This is a genomic window from Deltaproteobacteria bacterium (assembly GCA_026129095.1).
Classification (GTDB): Bacteria; JAGRBM01; JAGRBM01; order JAGRBM01; family JAHCIT01; genus JAHCIT01.
On sequence record JAHCIT010000003.1, the window covers coordinates 207,883 to 227,369 of the forward strand.

Consider the following 19,487-nt stretch of genomic DNA (forward strand, 5'->3'; position numbering starts at 1 on the left):
TATGCCCGATAACCTTGGCAACAAGGGGGGCGAAGGAGTCCTGAGCTCACGCCGGCGGGATGCCCCGATTGCTCCACCGGCACCGGATGATCCGGAGATTGCCAGCCCCGAGGAGCGCAAGAATGTCCTCGATCTGCGCGAGATCAAGTCCAAGAAGCCGCTCGAACTGAACGAGGTTGCCAAGAAACTCGGGGTCGAGGGGTATGCCGGCCTCCGCAAGCAGGAACTGATCTTCCAGATCCTGCAGAAGCAGGTCGAGCAGGACGGGGTGATCTATTCGGAGGGCGTGCTGGAATGCCTGCCCGACGGCTTCGGGTTCCTCCGGTCGCCTGATTACAACTACCTGCCGGGGCCCGACGACAACTACGTCTCGCCGTCCCAGATACGCAAGTTCAACCTGCGGACTGGCGACACGATCACCGGGCAGATCCGGCCTCCCAAGGATAACGAGCGGTATTTCGCGCTCCTCAAGATCGAAACCGTCAATTTCGATCCGCCCGACAAGGCCTTCGACAAGGTCCTGTTCGACAACCTGACGCCGCTCTATGCGACGCAGCAGCTCAAGATGGAAACCGGCCCGACCGACATGTCGGGGCGGCTCCTCGACCTCCTGGTTCCGGTCGGGAAGGGCCAGCGCGGCCTGATCGTCGCGCCGCCCCGGACCGGCAAGACAATGCTGCTCCAGGCCATCGCCAATGCCATTACCAAGAACCACCCGGAGTGTGTCCTGATCGTGCTGCTGATTGACGAGCGGCCCGAGGAAGTGACCGACATGCAGCGTTCGGTGGCCGGCGAGGTCGTCAGTTCGACCTTCGACGAACCCGCCCAGCGGCACGTCCAGGTGGCCGAAATGGTCATCGAGAAGGCCAAGCGGCTGGTGGAGCACGGCCGGGACGTGGTGATCCTGCTCGACTCGATCACCCGGCTGGCGCGGGCCTACAACACCGTGGTTCCGCCGTCAGGGAAGATCCTCTCCGGCGGTGTCGATTCCAACGCGCTTCACAAGCCCAAACGGTTCTTCGGAGCGGCCCGGAACATCGAGGAAGGCGGCTCGCTGACCATTATCGCAACGGCGCTGATCGATACCGGCTCCCGGATGGATGAAGTGATCTTCGAGGAGTTCAAGGGAACGGGCAACATGGAAGTGGTACTCGACCGCAAGCTGGCCGAAAAGCGCATCTTCCCGGCCATCGACCTGAACAAGTCGGGAACCCGGAAGGAGGAACTGATCCTCCGGCCGGACCTCATCCAGAAGATCTGGATGCTTCGCAAGGTGCTCGCGCCGCTCAATCCGGTCGACGCCATGGAGTTCCTCGTCGAAAAGCTGGATGGGACCAAGGATAACGACCATTTCATCCAGTCGATGAACCGGTAATATTATTTGACATAATATAAATAGGTCGTAATTTATATGCCAGCTAGAATGCAGGCCCTTACGGCCGTTTTGAGCTGATTTCGTCCAGTATCCCGGCAAACCGCCGGGTCAGATCAACCCGCGAAAACCGGGCGTGAATATCCATCACCACCGAGGCCGGCTGGCGGGTTCCTCCCGTCCGGAAGGCGGCATGGAGTTCGTCCAGCGCCTCATCCACCGCCCGGTCCACGTCCGCGTTCCCCGGCTCGCCGATAACGAACTTGGTCATCCCGAGTTCGCGCAGAAGATCCGTCGTTGCTCCGTCCCGGCCTACGTAAAATACAGGCCGTCCGGCCGCCAGGTATTCAAACAGCTTCCCCGGATAGACGGACCGGGAAACATCCCGGCTCATCATGGGGAGCAGCAAGGCCGCCGATGTCCGCATCTTGCGCACAGTCTCCGCATGCGGGAGGTAGCCAAGATCGCGGAACATCGCTTCGACCCCGGCTGCCTTTGCGGCCGCCGCCAGTGCCGGTCCTTCGCTCCCGGCGTATTCAATCCGGACCTTCTCGTCCGGGTGGCGCTTATGGAAGCGGTCGAGGGCGGGAAACAGCCGTTCCAGCCGCTGTCCGCCCAGCGTCGTGCCTCCATAAAACAGCACGAAATCCTTCTCCACTTCGACGGTGCCCGTGAATCCCTCCGGATCGAAACCATTGGTGACCGTATGGGTCTTGCGGGCATCCACTTTTCGACGCGAAACGTAGTCCTGCTGCGTCTGCGGATTGGTAAAGACAAGGGCATCCGCCCGGTCCAGGACTCCACGTTCCAGGCGTTCCTCGATCCTGTATTGCCAGCCATTCCCATGCGGATTGCACGGCATCAGCGTCCAGCCGTCCCTGAAATCGGCCAGCCAGGGCAGCCCGGTTTCCAGTGCGAGCCGCCGGGCGATGAGGTGCGCCGTCCAGGGCGGACCGCTGGAAACGATCGCGTTGAACCGGCTGCGGGCGAGCATCCCCCGGCCCCGCTTCACGGCGAACGGATACCATCCGATGAATTCGTCCGGCGTCTGCCAGAGCGCCCTGACGCGCGATACGATCCGGTCCCGGAGGGTCTGCGGAGCGGCCCCGTAGCCATCTGAAGGCAGCGTGGCCACGGTTCCCGGCAGTCTCCTGCGCCCGAACAGTTTTTCCTTGATTCCGGCGGCCGTGATGTACCGGGTCCGTTCGACCGTCACATCCGGCGGGATCCGCGACAGTCCGCTGTCATCGGCACTGGTCCACCGGCCTCCGTCCACGGTCAGAACGGCGGGTTTCCATCCGAAGCGCGGCAACAGACGCGTCGTCTGGAGCACCCTCTGGACGCCGCCACCGCCCAGCGGCGGGTAGAAATAGGAAATGAAAAGGAGGTTTTTCGCTGCTGCGCTCAACTTTTCTTGGTGTTCGCGGCAATCTCTTTCAGATGCTTGATCGTCAGCATCCAGGCTTCCAGGAACTCGACGGCGATCCCGCCGAGCCACACGTTCACAAACGCCGTCACGGCCCCCAGTAGCACCATGCCAACCCGGAACTCAATCCCGACGCCCTTGGCGGCAATGACAGCCAGCACTATTCCACCGGCGAATGTGATGATTCCCACCAGCGCGACGAGGACAATGCCGATCTCCCAGATGTAGTTCAGCATGGGCAGTTCGATTTCTTCGTCGCCATCCTGCTTGTGGAAGCCACGCTCCCCGATCCGCTTCAGGATCTGGATTGCCTCCTTGTAGACATCGAACGGAACGACAAAGAAGTTCATCAGCAAACGGAAGAATCCGACAATCATGGGCTGGCCCCTCCAGGCGGCGTATGACCCTAGGGTAACAGATACCGACAGGGGCACAAACAGGAGATTCGTCATAAAGCGGAAAAGAAGGTGCGCCCCTGCCCGCCGGGGCTACTGGCTAGGGGTAGAGGATCGTCGGCCGGCCAAATGCCTCGTCGTTCCGGTCCGGGTAGTCGAGCGTGGAATGCAGGCCGCGGGACTCCTTGCGGGCCCGTGCGCTCTGGATGATCAGCATGGCCACCCGGGACAGGTTGCGGAGTTCCAGCAGGTCGGGCGTCACCTTGAAGTCCCAGTAGAAGCCGTTGATCTCCCCGATCAGGTTGTCGGCCCGTCGGCGCGCGCGTTCCAGACGCCGGTTCGTCCGGACAATACCCACATAGTCCCACATGAACCGCCGGACTTCGTTCCAGTTATGCGTCACGACGACCAGTTCGTCCGGTTCCGTGGCCCGGCCTGGATCCCAGGGTGGAATCGTTCGCTCCGGAAGCTGAAAGTCCGAACCCGGCCCGTAGGTTAAGGCCGCATGCTCGGATGCCCAGTGTGCGAAAACCGCGCATTCCAGCAGTGAATTGCTGGCCAGCCGGTTGGCTCCGTGCAGTCCCGTGTAGGCGGCCTCGCCGATTGCATAGAGCCCCGCCACGTCAGTTTCGCCGGTCATGCCGGTCATGATTCCGCCGCAGGTGTAATGCGCGGCCGGAACGACCGGTACAGGGGCCACGGCCATGTCGATGCCATAGAGCAGGCACCGCTCGTAGATGTTGGGAAATCGTTCCTTGAGCCACTCCGCGGACTTGTGGGTGATGTCGAGATAAACGCAGTCATCGCCCGTGCGTTTCATCTCCCGGTCAATCGCCTGGCTCACCACGTCGCGGGGCGCGAGATCTTTCATGGGATGATAACGCTCCATGAACGGCGTCCCGTCCGCAAGCCGCAGGATGGCGCCCTCGCCGCGCAACGCCTCGCTCACGAGGAAGCTCTTGGCCTTGGGGTGATACAGGCAGGTCGGGTGGAACTGCATGAACTCCATGTTCGCCACGCGGCACCCGGCGCGCCAGGCCATGGCGATGCCGTCACCGGTGGCCGTGTCAGGGTTCGACGTATAGACATACACCTTCCCCGCGCCGCCGGTTCCAATCGCCGTCGTGCGGGAAAGGAACGTATCTACCTCTCCCGTGGCATCGTTCAGGACATAGGAGCCGTAGCAGATGCTCCGGCTTCCCGATCGCCGCCCCTGACGGCGGTCCAGCCGCTGGCTGGTGATGAGATCGACACCAAAATGGTTCTCGAAAATCCGGATGTTGGGATTTTCCTTCAGCCGGGCCATGAGGGCCATCTGGATGGCATGGCCGGTCATGTCGGTCGCGTGGAGCACCCGGCGGCGGGAGTGCCCGCCCTCCCGGCCGAGGTCGAACTCGTCGCGGTCGCTGCGGCTGAACTGGACGCCCCAATCGATCAGTTCCTGCACCCGTGCCGGCCCGGCACACACTACCCTCTCCACGACTTTCGGATCGGAAAGCCCTGCCCCGGCAGCCAGCGTGTCGGCAATGTGGCTCTCGAAGGAGTCGGTTTCCGACCACACACTGGCGATGCCCCCCTGGGCCCAGTCGGTTGCGGCCTGGTCCAGGGTGCGTTTGGTAACGAGGTGAACGGTCCCGGTGCGTGCCGCCTTGAGGGCGAACACCATGCCTGCCAGTCCGCTCCCCAGCACCAGATAGTCGGAACGGTATTCCAAGCTGGGACTCCTGGGCCGGTGGCGGGGTGTCGTCTCCCGGCGGGAAGCGTTATGCCGCGTCCGCCCCCGCCTCGGCAAAGAGCTGTTCCATGACAGCCGGCGAACAGGGCCGGGGATTGGATACGTGGCAGACGTCCATCATGGCCTGCGAGGCGAGCCGCTTCAGGTCGGTGGCCCTGGCTCCCTTCCCTTCGCGGATAAGGCCCGGCAGCCCGGTTGCGATCCGGAGCCTTTCGACGAGATCGACACTTTCCTTCGCCAGTTCCGCGTCGGACTTCTTCCGGTCGGCGCCGAGCGCGATGGCGATCTGGGCGTATTTCGCGGGTGCGGATTCAAGGTTGTATTTCATCACCGGCACCAGCATGAGCGCATTGGCGAAGCCGTGGGCGAAGCCGAACTCGGTCGAGAGCTGGTGGGCAAGCGCGTGGACCGCGCCGAGGTTGTTCTGCGAGAATGCGATGCCAGCGATCATCGAGGCATACATCATGTCGTGCCGGGCGCGGGCGTTTGTGGGCTCCTTGACGGCCGTGACGAGACTCTTGCCGATCAGCTGGATGGCTTCGAGCGCCAGCGCACCCCCGAACGGCGAATCCATCTTCGATACGTAGGCCTCGATCGCATGGGTCAGCGCGTCCATGCCGGTGGAGGCCGTCTGGAAGGGCGGCAGTCCGTGGGTGAGCTTGGGGTCATCGAGTGCCAGTGTTGGCACCACGAACGGGCTCACGATGGTCTTTTTTACATGCGTCTTGTCGTCGGTGATGATGGCGCCGACCGAAACTTCCGAGCCGGTACCTGATGTCGTGGCCAGGCAGATGAGCGGCGGCTGGTCGGCCGTGATCTTGGCGAGTCCGCCCTTCCCCAGTTCATAGTCCATGATGTCGCCGGGGTGCTTGGCCATGATTCGCACGCTCTTGGCCACGTCCATGACCGATCCGCCGCCAACAGCCACGACGCCATCGCATCCGGCCGACTTGTAGATCTGTTCGGCGGCACGGACCTGGTCGGCCGTCGGGTTGGGCAGCACGCCCAGGAACTTCTCCACCTTGAGGCCCACTTTTTCCAGCGACTCGCAGATAGGGCCCAGCACGCCCACGCTCTCGACGCCCTTGTCGGAAACAACAAGGACGCGGGTGATCCCCATCTTCTTTGCTTCGGAGCCGACCGTCGTCGAAACGCCGTCACCAATGATGATCCTGGAGGGAAGTGTGTGATTAAAACGAGCCATGTCCCGGTTACCTGTCCCTTGGAAGCCGTCAGTCGCCGGTTTAGTAGCACGTCCGTACGATTTGTCGATGGGGCGGTCAATTTCGCGGCGGCTCACACCGTCTCGCCACACCCGCCGGTTTCCGGCTAGGATTCCGCCCATGAAAACGCCTCACCCGCTCTCAGCCCTGGTCCTTCTGCCACTGGTTCTGGTGGCTGCTTTCGTCGCCGGTTGCCACAAGCCCGGTCCGGAAAAATTCCTGACCATCGCCGTATCGGCCGATATTCGCGCCGACTTCGAGCCACTCCTGAAAACTCCCCATGCCCTTGGTGGATATGGGGCTGTCGTGGTCTCCGGTCCCGCCGCGTCGATACCTCGCCGTATCCGTGATGAGGGGTTCTCGCCCGACATGGTCCTGACCTCGGACGCGTCGGGACTTCTCCAGGTCGCAGGTACCCAGCTGGTCGAAAAGGCGGTTCCGGTAGCCCGTCGTGGCGACACGACGATTGCCCTGGCCTTCCTCCGCAGGTCGTCCAGGCGCGAGGGATACGCCCGGGTGATGGATTTTCTTCGCGGTGCCGAGGCGGCCGCCCGGATGCAGATGGCCGGTTACGAACCAGTTGGCCCTGCCGGTGAAACGGTCGTGAGTGACGACGGCCGGGAAATACGGAAGCCCCCGCCCGGCACACAGATCGGCCGCGGGTCCGGTTATTGAACGGGGCCCTGGACCGCGTTCACCATGGCTGACACAAGCGGATGCCAGATGTCCGGGTTTTCCTTGAGCGTGATCCGGTCCAGAAACAGTCCCGATATCCGTTCGGCGGCGCGGCCATTCAGCGGGTACGGACTGTCCATCGCCAGAAGGCTCGCCCCGATGACGACGGGCCGGTTCAGCGGTTCCCGTGCGCTGACAGTCCAGGCGGAAACCGGCTTTCCGAGCGGATCGCCGCCGTCGGTCAGGAACAGTTCGATAGTCCCTCCCGTGAACAGGAAAATCCCGTATGGCTGATGCCCCTCATAAAAAAGAAACTGCCCCGCCCCGTAATTCACGGGCGTCGCCACCGGCGCAATCCGCTCAACCTCCTGCCCGGTTCCGTAGCGGATCAGAAGCTCCACGGGTGAATGCTGGGTGCCAAGTCTCATCGCAGGCCCAGTTAACCACAGGAACAGGAAACTGACGTTGATCTGGATCAATCCGGAGAAAATTATCCGGCGGCGGAACTGGTCAGGTCAGACAGGCGTTTCATGTCGGAAATGCCGATCATGCGGCCCTGGCTTGTCACCAGTCCTTCATCCTTGAGCTCGGCGAGCATCCGGATCAGCGTCTCCACGCTGGTCCCGATCATTTCGGCCATCTCCTGCCGGGTCAGCGGCACATCCAGCCAGAGAATCCCCTCGGACTGGGCATCGGTGATGCCAAACCGCATTCCGAGATGACGGAACAGCCTCAATGTCCGGTCACGGACATTCATCGTCGATATAGAGAGAACCGTATCTTCCATCTGCTGGGTATCGCCCAGCGTTTTGGACAGCAGCCGGCTCACCAGTTCGCGCCGGTCCGAGAACATGGACAGGAAGCTTTCCTTCGGAATGAAGCAGACGACGGCATTTTCGAGGGCCTCGGCGGTTTCCGCATGTGCCCCTCCGCGGATGACCGCGCTGAATCCCAGCAGATCCCCCGGGCCGACGATCCGGATAATCTGCCGCTGCCCGCCCGGTCCCAGCCGGTAGCATTTCACCCGGCCTTCCTTGATGCAGAACACGCCGGTCGGGCGGTTGCCCTCATAGTAGAGAGACTGGGTGCGCCGGTAGACGTTATGAATCTTCCGTTCCGACAGCCGCTCCAGATCGGGACGCTGGAGATCCTGGAACGGACTCTGCCCCACGGTGCCGCACAGTGCACAGTCTAGTTTTTCGCTGAGTATCCGGTTCTTGCTGGTTCGGACTGCCGCCATCGGTCTGCCTTGCTCGGCCAATAGTGACCGAAAATTAGCTGCGATGTACTGACGCAGGTCATAAAACCCTGCCTGAACTTCTCCTAATGATGAGGCCACTGGCTGACTGCGCGAGGGCTGCGCGGAATGTGCTGGCCTCTATTATGACGCTGCTCTGGAAAATACTGTCGGTGGCTCTCTTTCTGGGGCTCATTCTTGGCGGAGTGATCATCAAGCGCCAGTACGGTCACCCGGAGCTGGTTCCGGCATTCCATATCCCGGCAGCCGTTGTACTGGTCTGGGTGGTTTCTCTCAACCGTAACGAGCGCAAGGAGGCCCGGTACCGGGCTGAACTGGAAGCCCTGAGGCTGAGAGGCCGTCCCGGGGCTGCTCTACAGCGTACGGCCGACTGACCCCGGACCGATGGCCGGGGATGCACCGATTGCAAGGGCGAAGGAAACGAGGACGCTACGTGAGCACTGACAGCATGATCCCGCGAAAGTCGGCATTTCTGGTTGCGGGACTAATGGGCGCGCTGATCGCCCTCGCCGCAGGCGGCCGGTTTGCCGTTCACGCCCAGGGCGGAGCCACCTCGGAGCGCATGTCGGCTCTGGAACAGGCCGAACTTCTCAAGCAGGGCCGGGAACTGTACGTGCAGAACTGTGCCGGCTGCCACGGCCTCAAGGGGGACGGGCATGGACCGGCTGCCCGCTGGCTGAACCCCAAGCCCCGGGACTTCCGCGACGGGGTCTACAAGTTCCGCTCCACACCCGCCGGAGCGTTGCCCACCGATGGCGACCTGATGCGGACACTGACCGCCGGTGTGATCGGAACGAGCATGCCTTCGTGGCACCTGGTCCCCGACCGGCACCGCTATGCGCTGGTCCAGTACATCAAGACCTTCTCGGCCTCGTTCGAAGACGTTTCGATGAGCGAGCCGCCAATCCACCTCTCCCCGCCGCCAGAAGACCTGATGAGCCCGCAGCGGGTCTACGAGGGCCGGCTGGTCTATGAAAAAATGGCCTGTAACCAGTGTCACGGAGATACCGGCCTGGGCGACGGCCCTTCGGCCAATGCGCTCGATGACCAGTGGGGCTTCAGGCTGAAACCGGCAAACTTCGTCCACGGCAAGCTCCGCGGCGGCGACACCCCGGTAGATATCTACCGGACCTTCACGACGGGCCTGAACGGCACGCCGATGCCGGCCTACCGCGACGACCTGACCGAGGACGAGCGGTGGTCGCTGGTCGCCTATATCCGGGCGCTCAGGGACGGAGCCGACCCGCATCCCCCTGCCCCCGAAGCGGCAGAATGATCCTGAAGTTCCTGCTCAAGGAGTATGCCAGACATGAGTGAAACGACCGGTGCAAAACCCGCCAACCGATACTATGCCAGCGAGGAAACGCTCGTTGACTACGCGATGGTCAAGGCGCATCTGGCGGTATCGGTCATCTTCCTTCTGGTGGCGATCCTGGCCGGGTTCCTCTACTCGCTCCAGTTCACCAACTCCTATCCCTTCAAGGGGATTTCCTGGCTCTCGCCCGGCCGGGTCCGGATGCTCCACACCAACGCCATCGCGTACGCCTGGCTCGTGATGGCGTTCTTCGGCCTGCTTCACTATATGCTCCCGAAGCTGACAGGACAGCGGGTTCTGAGCCCGGTCATCAGCCGCTTTGTCCTGTGGGCATGGGTAGCGATCGTGGCCGGCACCGTCGTCGGCATCCTCGGCGGAACCGCCCAGGCACTGGAATGGGGCGAGACGCCCGCCTGGCTCGATCCGATCATCGTCGTGGTCTACCTCATCATGGCCGCGAACTTCATCGCCCCGGTCATCAAGTCCAGGCAGAAGCACCTGTATGTAAGTACGTGGTATATCGTCGCGGCCCTGGTCTGGACTGGCCTCAACTACGTCATGGGCAACTTCATGGTGGAGTACGTGGCGCCGGGAACCGGTGGTGCCGCGCTCACCAGCATGTTCATCCACAATCTTGTCGGCCTGTTTGTGACGCCGATCGGCATCGCTTCCATGTACTATCTGCTACCGCTGGTCCTGAATAAGCCGATCTACTCGCACTCCCTGTCGCTGATCGGCTTCTGGGGCCTTGCGTTCTTCTATCCGCTGAACTCGACACACCATTACATCTTCAGCCCGATTCCCATGTGGGCGCAGTATGCCGGCATCGTCGCCTCCGTTGGCGTTCACGTGGTCGTCTATACCGTGGTCTACAACTTCTGGATGACCATGCGTGGTGAAAACGCCCAGCTCGGACGTAATATTCCGTACGGATGGATCATGGCCGGGACGTTCTTCTATCTGGTCACCTGCATCCAGTGCGCGTTCCATGTGACCCTCACCTTCCAGGAGATCATCCACTTCACCGACTGGGTGGTCGCCCACGCCCACATGGTGCTGTTCGGAACCTTCACGTTCTGGTCGATCGCCTGGGTTTACTACCTGATCCCGAAGGTCTGGCACCGGCGGCTTTACAGCCGCACGCTGGCCCAGTGGCATTTCTGGCTTAGCTTTCTTGGTCTGCTCCTCATGTTCGTCTCGCTGACGGCGGCAGGACTCGTCCAGGGATACATGTGGAAGAGCATGGCGCCGTTCATCGATAGCGTGCGCGCATCGGTCCCGTTCTGGCTCACACGCACCCTGACGGGCACGGCCATCGTCATCGCCCAGCTTCTCTTCCTCTACAACCTGTACCGTACCTTCAAGGGGCCGGAAGTCCTCACCGACGAGGTGCATATCCCGCTCGATTGCAGTGAACCAGCCAACTGGCAGCCGGTCATCACCGGACCGGCCGCGGCCGCACGGCCGGTCCCGGCGGTCTGAGAGGCGAAGGAATTACCAAGGAGTCTCCATGGAAAGATTCAACTTCATATTCCTGGTGGGCGGCATCAGCATGTTCGCGTTCGGCTTCCTGACGACGGGGCTTGCGCCCTGGCTGATGGTTTCCCGCAGCACGCCGAGCACCGTTGGCGAATTCACTTCGGTGCCTTACGAGTTCGAGGATTACTTCAAGGATCCCGCCGAATACGAAAAGGCCGTCTACCGCGGGCGGGATATCTATGTCCGCGAGGCATGCTGGCACTGCCACAGCCAGTACATCCGGCCGGTCGCCAATGAGGCACTGTTCTATGGTGCGGTGTCCACGGCGGGGGAATACGAGAACAAACTGCAGCTGCCCCAGCTCTTCGGAACCCGCCGCGTGGGGCCTGACCTTATACGGATCAGCGGCAAATACAGCAACGACTGGCACTTCGCCCACTTCTTCCGGCCGAGGGATGTGGTCCCGGACAGCGTGATGCCGGAATACCGCTGGTTCTTCGAGAAGACTGATCGGTTCTGGGTATTCCGTGCGGATGGGAGCTCCATGTGCCGGACCGCCGAGTGCACCTACTCGGCCGATGAAGCAAAGGACGCGATAGAATTCTTCCAGTCCGATGACGCCCAGCGTGCCCAGGACGAAGGCCGGGCTGATCCGAAGCACCAGTACCGGACCGAGCCCGCCTGGAAACCCAACAATGACGGAATCGCCATCGTTGCCTATATCCAGTGGCTGGGTTCCTGGCTTCCGAACGGCGGGCGTCCGGATCCGCTGGCGACGACGGTCCGCTAGAACCGGCGCCAAGGGAGCAGACCGACGATGAACGACTCCACGCAAAAAGCAGCTTCCGGCACCGGCTTCCGTGTCGTGCTGGCGCTGCTGCAACTGAGCGTCGCCGCGATCATCCTGGTGGTGGGATACCTCGTTTTTGCGCCGAACCTCGCCTCCTACATGGTCGCTGCCGGACTTGTTTATGTTTTCGCCACGGGAGTATGGCTCGCCGTCGTTTCATGGGCCTACTTCAAAGGCCAGTTCGAGGCCGTGGAAAACTCCAAGATGGTGCTCTTTGACCGGGAGGAACTCGAATGATTCCCCTTTCCAATACGCTCCGGGAACTGGCCGTCACGGGCTGCTTTTTCTGCGGTGTCGATTCGACTCCCATCCTCATATTTTTCCTGACGCTGGTGGGCTCCGGGCTCGCCGGCGCGGCCCTGCTGCTGCTGTGGTCGGTCAGCAATGGGGATTTCCGCCATTCCGAGGCTCCCAAATACGATCTGTTCATCCAGGAAAGGAAGCAGTAGCCATGGGCGACAACGCACCACTGCCCGACGATGCACGCGAACCGGGGCCGGCCGATCCCGGCGAGGGCCAGATCAGCTACGAATACTCCCGCAAGGGCCGGATGCCGCTCGTCCTGGTGTTCGCCTGGGCGGTCTTCTTTTCCTTCATGCTGTACTACCTCGGCACCTGGATGGTCCCGACCCTGATCGAGGAGATGGGCGTCAGGTAAGTAACGTAAATAACGATTGAACTCCCGGCGATGGCAGCCCATCCTTGGCCATACACGGCTGCCAGATGCTTCAGCGACTTCCATTCCTGAAATCCCCCGCCTGGATCATCGCGGGATTCGTAACGCTGGTATTCATTCCGGCCCTGTTCGCCGGACAGACGCTCTGGCACTGGGACGTCACGCTCAACTTCTTCCCGAACCAGATTCACCACATCCGCCGCCTGCAGCAGGGGGACTTCCCGCTTTGGACATCCGGCATCTTCGGCGGCTTTCCGTTTGCCGCCGACCCGGTCCAGTCGGTTTTCCATCCCCTGAAGCTCCTGTTTTTTCTCCCGGCAAACCCGGCCTGGCTCGTCAACGCTTTTGTCGCCCTGCTGTTCGTGCTGTTCGGCACAGGAATGTTCGCCCTCGGCCGGAGCTTGAAGTTCTCGCCCCCCGCCGCCGTTTTTGCCGGACTGGTGGCCGCGGGTTCCGGGGCGCTGGCCAGCCACACGAGCCTCCAGAACTACCTGCTCGCTATCGCCTCCGTGCCTTGGGCACTGGCGGCGTTCATCCGTTCCTCTGAAGCAGCGGTACCGGCAGGCAAAGCACGCTGGCTCGCCCTGTCGGCTGTGCTGCACAGCCTTTCCCTCCTTGCGGGAGAGCCTCAGACCTTCGTCCTCTCCACGGTGCTGATGATCCTGCTGGCAGTTTTTTCGGCCGGGACGGCTGACGATCTGCCCGCTGCACGCCTCCGGACCGCGCTGGCCTCCGGCGCCGTTGCCTTCGCTGCATTCACCCTGGCCGCGATCCAGTGGATGCCTACCCTCCATTTGCTGAAAGAGGTTGTCCGTAACGACGGTATTTCATGGGAGCGGGCCCACCAGTGCAGTTCCCACCCTGCACGCTTTGTCGAAATGCTATTTCCCCTTTTTTTTGGATCGGCCACGAATCTGGGAACCCTGTGGCCGCAGTCCCTTTTCTGCGATCCGGTGGCGAACCGCTCGTTCTATATCTGGAGCTACTTCCTCGGTTTCATTCCCCTCTTTTTCGCCGCCCTTTCCCTGAAAGGGATCCGGCGCCGCCGCTCCGCCTGGCCGTTTCTCCTGCTGACGTTGCTCGGCATCATGTTCGCCCTTGGCCCCCTCATCGGCCTGTTCGGCCTGTTCTGGAAATATGTGCCGCTCTGGAACCAGTTCCGTCTTCCTGAAAGATTCATTCCATGGGCCATCGTGGGCATCTCCATGCTGGCCGGGTACGGCTTTGATGACGCTCTCGGCCATGACCGGCGATCTCGCACGGGGCTGGTCCTGATGCTGTCGGCCATTGCTCTAGTGGCGCTTTCCTGGTTTACGCCATTGTGGGAACAGTTCGGCAGCCTGTTCAGACCAGTCGATGCGGACGTGATGGGCTCGGTCATCTCGGGTTCACTTGCCGAGGGGCGGCTTTACCTGCTGGTGGCTGCCGCCGCCGGGGCCCTTATGTGGAAGCTCAGGCGCACGGGGTATTATCTCCCGTGGCTGGTGACTACCGCCGCGGCGCTACCGCTCAGCATCAATTCGCTGGATGTCATGCGGTTTATCCCCGGCGAGGAAACCGTTTATTCCGAACCGGCGGCTGTGGCCGCCCTTCGGGCCGGAGAAAACCGTACAGACCCGCTCCGCATCTGGCCGCTGCCGGTGTTCCACGGGTTCCGGTTCCCGCCCGGATCGCCGGACTACTGGCGGCATACGATCCACTGGCATCTGCTCGACATGGACACCGTGCTCGTGACGGATTTCAGTTCCATCCGGGGATATAACGCATTCATTCCGGAGCGGCATGCGCGTGCGACCCGGGATTTGCCGAATGCAAACCACATCAGGCTCTTTGCCGTTGACGCCATCATCGCGGCGCCGGGCAGTCAGCCGGATACTGATGACATGGGAAACGGACCGCTCTTTCTGGGCAGTTTCCGGGCGATAACGGTGAGCGATCCCGTGCCGCGGGTGATCTGCCCCCGCAACTGGCGAAGTGCCGATACCGCCGGCATCGACCGGATGGTTCGCTCACCGGATTTCGACCCCCGTGAGACGTTGTTCGTTGAAGCAGATGATTTTCCGTCTGGTAGCCGGCCGGCGGCAAAAATCCGTCAGTGCGAAATCCGTTCGTATGACCATGACCGTGTGCATATTATGGTAGATCAGGAGGCCGGTGGTCCGGTCGTCCTGATGGACGCCTGGTTTCGCGGGTGGACCGCTTCGGTAAACGGGACTCCCGCGGATATCTTCCCGGCGTGGGGAGTTCACCGGGCGGTCATGCTGCCAACGGGCCGGTCTGTCGTTGAATTCCGTTACTGGCCGCCGGGACTGACGCCCGGTCTGTGGACGAGCGGATTGATGCTTTTGATGCTGCTCGGCTATGCGGTTTGGCGGCCCGGTCGGCTATAGTGAAACAGCATCAAGGAGGATCCCTTTCGTGCTCGACCTTCGGACCCGGCTCACCCGGCTTTCCTATAATCTGCTGTGGAGCTGGAACGAGGACATCGACGAGGTATTCCGGGCCATTGACCTGCACCTGTGGCGGCGCAGCAACCACAATCCGGTTGCATTCCTGCTCGATGTGGATCCGGCCGTACTGGCTTCCTTCGAAAACGACGCACACATCCTTGCCCACGTCGCCCACGCCGAACGGCTGCTGACCCAGTATCTGGAGACGGAAAACCACTGGACCTCGTGGAATGCCCCCGGACTGTATTCGGCGCCGGTCGCCTATTTCAGCCCCGAGTTCTGCATTCACGAATCGATACCGATCTATTCGGGCGGCCTGGGAGTCCTTGCTGGCGATCACCTGAAAAGCTGTTCGGACCTTGGTGTCCCGGTTTACGGTGTCAGCCTGCTCTACCGGGAAGGCTACTTTACGCAGCATCTGGACGGTGCCGGAAACCAGACCGAGGTATACCACGACCTCGACGTGAACCGCGTGGCCATTCGCAAGCTGGAACACAACGGCCAGCCGCTTTCGGTCGAGATCCCGATGAACAGCAGCGTTCTCAACGCCGACCTGTGGATGGCCGATGTGGGCCGGGCGAAACTCGTCTTGCTGGACGTTCGCGGCTTCCAGGGTGGCGGTGGTTCGCCGCCGCTGGCAATGCGTCTCTATGGCGGCGACCGCGGAAACCGGATCGCGCAGGAAGTGGTGCTCGGCATCGGCGGCTACCGGGCCCTGCGGAAGCTGGGCATCCGGCCGGGTGTCATTCATCTGAACGAAGGCCACTCTGCCTTTGCCATTCTCGAAGCCATCACCGAGCGCATGGAGGAAACCGGCCAGCGCTTTGAGCAGGCGGCCTCCGAAATCACCGAAAAGGTTGCGTTCACCACGCACACACCGGTCGAGGCTGGCCACGACCGGTTTTCCCCCGATATGGTGTTGCACTATCTGGCGGGCCTTCAGCAGCGGCTCGGTATCAGCGACCGGGAACTGTTGGGACTTGGCCGCACCGATCCGTTTAACAACCACGAAGAGTTCTGCATGACCGTGCTGGCACTCAAGCTGTCGGGCCGGGCAAATGCCGTCAGCTCCCTCCACGGACAGGTGTCCCGCCGCATGTGGCGTGTTTTGTGGCCGGAACGGCGCACCCCCGACGTGCCCATCGGCCATATTACCAACGGCGTCCATATCTCCACCTGGCTCGCCAAGGAGATGGACCGGATATTCCGGGACTATCTGGGGACGGACTGGCAACAGCACCAGTGCGATGCCCGCCGGTGGCGGCTCATGGACAATATCGACGACGTGGAGCTGTGGCAGACCAAGGTGGCGCTGAAACGGCGGCTGTTCGACTTCGTGGAGCGGCGGGCCCGTCGCCGGTACGAGCGCATGGGAGTTCCCGGATCGCTCCGGAAGCTGAACCCGGAAGCCCTTACCATCGGTTTTGCCCGCCGCTTCGCCCTGTACAAGCGGGCGATGCTGATGTTCAGCGACATGGCCCGGGTCCGCAGGCTGCTGCTCGATCCTGCCCGTCCGGTGCAGATCATCTTCGCCGGAAAGGCCCATCCCCAGGACATGCCCGCCAAGCAGATTATCCATCAGCTTGTCGAGCTGAGCCGCGACCCTGAGCTGAGAGACCACATCCTGCTGGTTGAGGATTACGACATGAACGTCTCCCGGCACCTGCTGGAAGGCTGTGATCTCTGGATGAACGCTCCGAGGCGGCCCCTGGAAGCCTGTGGAACGAGCGGCCAGAAGGCGGTATTCAACGCGACGCTCAACTGCTCGACACTGGATGGCTGGTGGGCGGAGGCGTACGACACGCGGAACGGTTTTGCATTCGGTGAGGGGCTCACCCACACGAGCCCGGACGTTCAGGACCGCCGGGACGCCGCGGACATGCTGAACGTGCTGGAAAGCCGCATCGTCCCCCTGTTCTATGAGCGCGACGCCCAGAATATCCCCGTGAAATGGCTCGCCATGATCAAGGAGGCGATGAAAACCCTCGCCTGGCGGTACAATGCCGACCGGATGGTGATCGACTACGTCAACGAAATGTACCTGCCGGCATCCAAGACCCTGACGCGGGAGTTCAAGAAATAGTTTCCCGGTCTGGAGCATACCGGCCGGAGCCGCCACTGGAGCCGGCTTGCCCCGCATGATGGACCTCAACCTGATCCCTGCCGACTATGCGGCCCTGCTGGCGACCGGGATGATCGCCGGGTACATCGGCGGTCTGCTCGGACTTGGCGGCGGCGTCATCATGGTCCCGGTCCTGTTTGAACTCCTGCCCCATGTTATCGGCCCGCACCCGCAAACGGCACAAGTCGCCGTGGCGACATCGCTCGGATGCGTGTTTTTCACGTCGGTTTCATCCGCCCACGCGCACCATGGCAAACGGAATATCGACTGGCGGCTCGCCGCCCTGGCTGCGCCGATGAGCGCCGCAGGCGCATTCATCGTCACGAGGTTTGCACTGAGGATCGGCGAGGATTCGCTCAAGATCGCGTTTGGCATATTCCTCGCCGCCATGGCCGTGCGGCTGTGGCTGTTCGACTCGGCAAGAACCGCCTCGGACGACAAGCCGGTCAGGGGCGTCACGCAGTTTGGCAAGGGGGCTGTAATTGGCATTCTGATCGGTTTGGTGGGCGGCCTGTTTGGGATCGGTGGCGGATCGCTGGCCGTCCCCGCATTCGTCCTGCTCATGCACAAGCCGGTTCACCGGGCCGTGGGGACTTCCAGCGTCGTAGGCGCAGCCTCCGGGCTGGTTGGCACGGCTGGCTACCTGACCGCCGTGCCATCGCAACCGGTTCCGGGCGGCATCGGCATCGTGATCCCCGGCCTTGTGATCCTGCTGGCCGTGGCGTCCATTTTCTTCGCCCAGCTCGGAGCGCGCCACGCCACCCGGATGGAACCGGCGAAACTCCGCAGGACGTTTGCCTTCGCCCTGTGCCTGATGGGATTTTTCGTGGTTTACCGGACGGTCACCGGATGAGACGGGGAGTTACCGCAGTCAGCCTTTCGCCGGTATCCTTGTTGTAATCGCCAGTGCGTGAATCTTGCCGTCGCCCAGCAGGTCTTTCAGGGCCTCGTTGACGAGCCGGTGCTGCTCCACAAGTCCGAGTCCCCGGAACCGCTCGCTCTCGATCCGCACGGCGAAATGTCCCCCGCCCGACTGGCGTGCCCCGGCATGACCGGCATGGGCGGCGGAGTCGTCGTCGATTTCAAGCACCGTCGGCTGGAACTTTTCGGCCAGTATCCGGCGGATGGTATCTGCGGTATTCACGGTTCTTCCTCCGTCACCGGAAACTGGCCGGTGGAGCCGGTAAACCAGTCAGGGGCGTAGCCTACTTGCTTGAGATAAAGGCCCCAGGCCGGCGCTGTCAGCCCCGCGAGCCGCCGGTCACGGGCCTTGAGCGTTTCAGCGATCCAGCCGGGCGGCCGCTTGCCCCGCCCCACGTCTACTAGACTTCCCGTGATCGTGCGGACCATCTGCTTGAGGAAACCGGACCCCTCGACTTCGATGTGCAGCTCCGGTGCCGTCAAACCCGCGTGTTCGATGATGTCAATCCGGGTCAGGGTCTTGGTCCGGTTCGGCTCGGCATCAGCGGCGCAAAAACTCGTGTAGTCGTGCGTCCCGATAAACGCCTTTGCGGCTTCCCGCATGGCTCCCACGTCCGGCTCTTTCGGAAGCTTCCACGCCCGGTGATGTTCCAGAGCCGATCCAACACCCCTCAGCAGCAGGCGGTAGAGATAAATCTTGCTCTCCGCGCACCGGATCGGGTGGAACCCCTCCCTCGCTTCCCGCGCCTCGACAACGCGAATATCCGCCGGAAGAAGCACGTTAAGGCCTTCACGGAAGGCAGTGAGTGGCGCACCTTGTGCGGTGCCGAACGTGGCCACCTGCCCCAGTGCGTGCACACCGGCATCGGTCCGCCCTGCCCCGGTCAGACTGGCCGGCGCGCCCGTACGCTGCTCCAGGGCCCGGCACAGCGTCTCCTGGATGGACGGGCCGTTCTGCTGGCTCTGCCAGCCCACATAGGCCGTGCCGTCATACTCGATCACAAGGGCGATGGTTCGCATCAGGGTTTCACGATGGCGAGGAACAGGAGCACCGGGATGAATACCGCCACCAGTGGAGACGCCACCCGGAAGAATTGCCAGTGGAACCTCACCAGGGATTCATAGCGATCCGGATTCCCCGCCAGCCGCGTCTTTTCCTTGTTGCCGCCCATGTGGGACAGCCAGATGTCGAGAATCTCCATTGGAATGAAGATCAGCACGACAATGGCCAGCTTCCACAGGAGCCACCGCCGGTCCAGCCCCCATCCGGCGGCAAAGAACATCATCAAACCTGTCACGATGGCCACACCGAAGGCGATATGCTCAATGGAAGCGCCCCGGTCGAACTGCTCCAGCGTCCAGTCCTTGCGGCGCCTCAGTTCGGCGTCCGACCGGTTGCGCCGCCAGTCCAGATGGGCCTGGCGGACAAACCAGTAGAAGGCGACCGACGTGCTCCAGGCCCAGAGCGTCACGGCGCACACATGCACGAACTTGATGTACAGGTAGTACGGCGCCACATGTTCCTGCATGAACGTCTGCATCGGAAGGAAGCTCCCCGGCGCGGATCATTCCCCCGCGGGCGGCAAAAAT

Annotated in this window: 21 protein-coding genes; 12 read left to right on the forward strand and 9 right to left on the reverse strand. The window is 62.2% G+C overall.

Translation table 11 applies throughout. The features are described 5' to 3' along the window. Position 1 precedes the first annotated feature (1 nt). Positions 2-1,375, forward strand: coding sequence for a transcription termination factor Rho (gene rho, locus KIT79_05840; GenBank protein ID MCW5828819.1), 1,374 nt, complete (start codon positions 2-4; stop codon positions 1,373-1,375). A gap of 58 nt (positions 1,376-1,433) precedes the next feature. Here rho and KIT79_05845 read toward each other — a convergent pair whose 3' ends face one another. From KIT79_05845 to KIT79_05860, 4 genes are all read right to left on the reverse strand, one after another. Then, positions 1,434-2,780 carry a glycosyltransferase gene (locus KIT79_05845; GenBank protein MCW5828820.1) on the reverse strand — a complete coding sequence of 449 codons (1,347 nt, stop codon included), beginning with the start codon at positions 2,778-2,780 and terminating at the stop codon, positions 1,434-1,436. Beyond that, positions 2,777-3,175, reverse strand: a complete 399-nt coding sequence (locus KIT79_05850) for a hypothetical protein (GenBank protein ID MCW5828821.1) — start codon at positions 3,173-3,175, stop codon at positions 2,777-2,779. Before KIT79_05850 ends, KIT79_05845 begins: the two co-directional genes overlap by 4 nt. Positions 3,176-3,293: 118 nt before the next feature. Then, positions 3,294-4,907, reverse strand: coding sequence for an L-aspartate oxidase (gene nadB, locus KIT79_05855; protein MCW5828822.1), 1,614 nt, complete (start codon positions 4,905-4,907; stop codon positions 3,294-3,296). Between the two features lie 49 nt (positions 4,908-4,956). Continuing rightward, a complete protein-coding gene (locus KIT79_05860; GenBank protein ID MCW5828823.1) occupies positions 4,957-6,132 on the reverse strand; it encodes an iron-containing alcohol dehydrogenase in 1,176 nt (391 codons plus the stop codon). 139 nt (positions 6,133-6,271) lie between these two features. Between KIT79_05860 and KIT79_05865 the strand changes: the two genes are divergently transcribed. Then, positions 6,272-6,826 (forward strand): hypothetical protein, encoded by a 555-nt coding sequence (locus tag KIT79_05865; GenBank protein ID MCW5828824.1) that lies wholly within the window; start codon positions 6,272-6,274, stop codon positions 6,824-6,826. On the opposite strand, the gene KIT79_05870 is transcribed toward KIT79_05865, so the two are convergent. Both KIT79_05870 and KIT79_05875 read right to left on the reverse strand, forming a co-directional pair. Next, a complete protein-coding gene (locus tag KIT79_05870) occupies positions 6,820-7,305 on the reverse strand; it encodes a hypothetical protein (protein ID MCW5828825.1) in 486 nt (161 codons plus the stop codon). The two genes, KIT79_05865 and KIT79_05870, sit on opposite strands and share 7 nt — an antisense overlap. A gap of 11 nt (positions 7,306-7,316) precedes the next feature. Next, positions 7,317-8,066, reverse strand: a complete 750-nt coding sequence (locus KIT79_05875; protein MCW5828826.1) for a Crp/Fnr family transcriptional regulator — start codon at positions 8,064-8,066, stop codon at positions 7,317-7,319. Positions 8,067-8,194: 128 nt separating this feature from the next. Between KIT79_05875 and KIT79_05880 the strand changes: the two genes are divergently transcribed. The 10 genes from KIT79_05880 to KIT79_05925 all read left to right on the forward strand — a co-directional run bounded on the left by KIT79_05880 (position 8,195) and on the right by KIT79_05925 (position 17,829). Then, positions 8,195-8,458 carry a hypothetical protein gene (locus tag KIT79_05880; GenBank protein ID MCW5828827.1) on the forward strand — a complete coding sequence of 88 codons (264 nt, stop codon included), beginning with the start codon at positions 8,195-8,197 and terminating at the stop codon, positions 8,456-8,458. 59 nt (positions 8,459-8,517) lie between these two features. Then, a complete protein-coding gene (locus KIT79_05885; GenBank protein ID MCW5828828.1) occupies positions 8,518-9,360 on the forward strand; it encodes a c-type cytochrome in 843 nt (280 codons plus the stop codon). A 33-nt stretch (positions 9,361-9,393) separates the two neighbouring features. Next, positions 9,394-10,881, forward strand: a complete 1,488-nt coding sequence (locus tag KIT79_05890; protein MCW5828829.1) for a cbb3-type cytochrome c oxidase subunit I — start codon at positions 9,394-9,396, stop codon at positions 10,879-10,881. A 70-nt stretch (positions 10,882-10,951) separates the two neighbouring features. Further along, positions 10,952-11,668 (forward strand): cbb3-type cytochrome c oxidase subunit II, encoded by a 717-nt coding sequence (locus KIT79_05895; GenBank protein ID MCW5828830.1) that lies wholly within the window; start codon positions 10,952-10,954, stop codon positions 11,666-11,668. A gap of 27 nt (positions 11,669-11,695) precedes the next feature. After that, positions 11,696-11,965 (forward strand): hypothetical protein, encoded by a 270-nt coding sequence (locus KIT79_05900; GenBank protein MCW5828831.1) that lies wholly within the window; start codon positions 11,696-11,698, stop codon positions 11,963-11,965. Next, positions 11,962-12,177: a hypothetical protein gene (locus KIT79_05905; protein MCW5828832.1), complete on the forward strand. Its 216-nt coding sequence runs from the start codon at positions 11,962-11,964 to the stop codon at positions 12,175-12,177. The genes KIT79_05900 and KIT79_05905 overlap by 4 nt, the downstream gene beginning before the upstream one ends. 2 nt (positions 12,178-12,179) lie before the next feature. Beyond that, positions 12,180-12,386 (forward strand): hypothetical protein, encoded by a 207-nt coding sequence (locus KIT79_05910; protein ID MCW5828833.1) that lies wholly within the window; start codon positions 12,180-12,182, stop codon positions 12,384-12,386. A gap of 65 nt (positions 12,387-12,451) precedes the next feature. Next, positions 12,452-14,794 (forward strand): hypothetical protein, encoded by a 2,343-nt coding sequence (locus tag KIT79_05915; protein MCW5828834.1) that lies wholly within the window; start codon positions 12,452-12,454, stop codon positions 14,792-14,794. 28 nt (positions 14,795-14,822) lie between these two features. After that, entirely contained in the window at positions 14,823-16,937 is a 2,115-nt protein-coding gene (gene glgP, locus KIT79_05920) for an alpha-glucan family phosphorylase (protein ID MCW5828835.1), read from the forward strand. 55 nt (positions 16,938-16,992) lie between these two features. Continuing rightward, positions 16,993-17,829 (forward strand): sulfite exporter TauE/SafE family protein, encoded by an 837-nt coding sequence (locus tag KIT79_05925; GenBank protein MCW5828836.1) that lies wholly within the window; start codon positions 16,993-16,995, stop codon positions 17,827-17,829. An 18-nt stretch (positions 17,830-17,847) separates the two neighbouring features. Here the strand turns inward: KIT79_05925 and KIT79_05930 are convergent, their stop codons facing one another. From KIT79_05930 to KIT79_05940, 3 genes are read right to left on the reverse strand one after another with little or no spacing between them, the layout of a single operon-like run. Continuing rightward, a complete protein-coding gene (locus tag KIT79_05930; GenBank protein ID MCW5828837.1) occupies positions 17,848-18,120 on the reverse strand; it encodes a BolA family transcriptional regulator in 273 nt (90 codons plus the stop codon). After that, positions 18,117-18,917, reverse strand: coding sequence for a tRNA pseudouridine(38-40) synthase TruA (gene truA / locus KIT79_05935; GenBank protein MCW5828838.1), 801 nt, complete (start codon positions 18,915-18,917; stop codon positions 18,117-18,119). The genes KIT79_05930 and truA overlap by 4 nt, the downstream gene beginning before the upstream one ends. Then, on the reverse strand, positions 18,917-19,438 hold the full coding sequence (locus KIT79_05940) for a hypothetical protein (protein ID MCW5828839.1): 522 nt from the start codon (positions 19,436-19,438) through the stop codon (positions 18,917-18,919). The genes truA and KIT79_05940 overlap by 1 nt, the downstream gene beginning before the upstream one ends. Between the last annotated feature and the right edge of the window lie 49 nt (positions 19,439-19,487).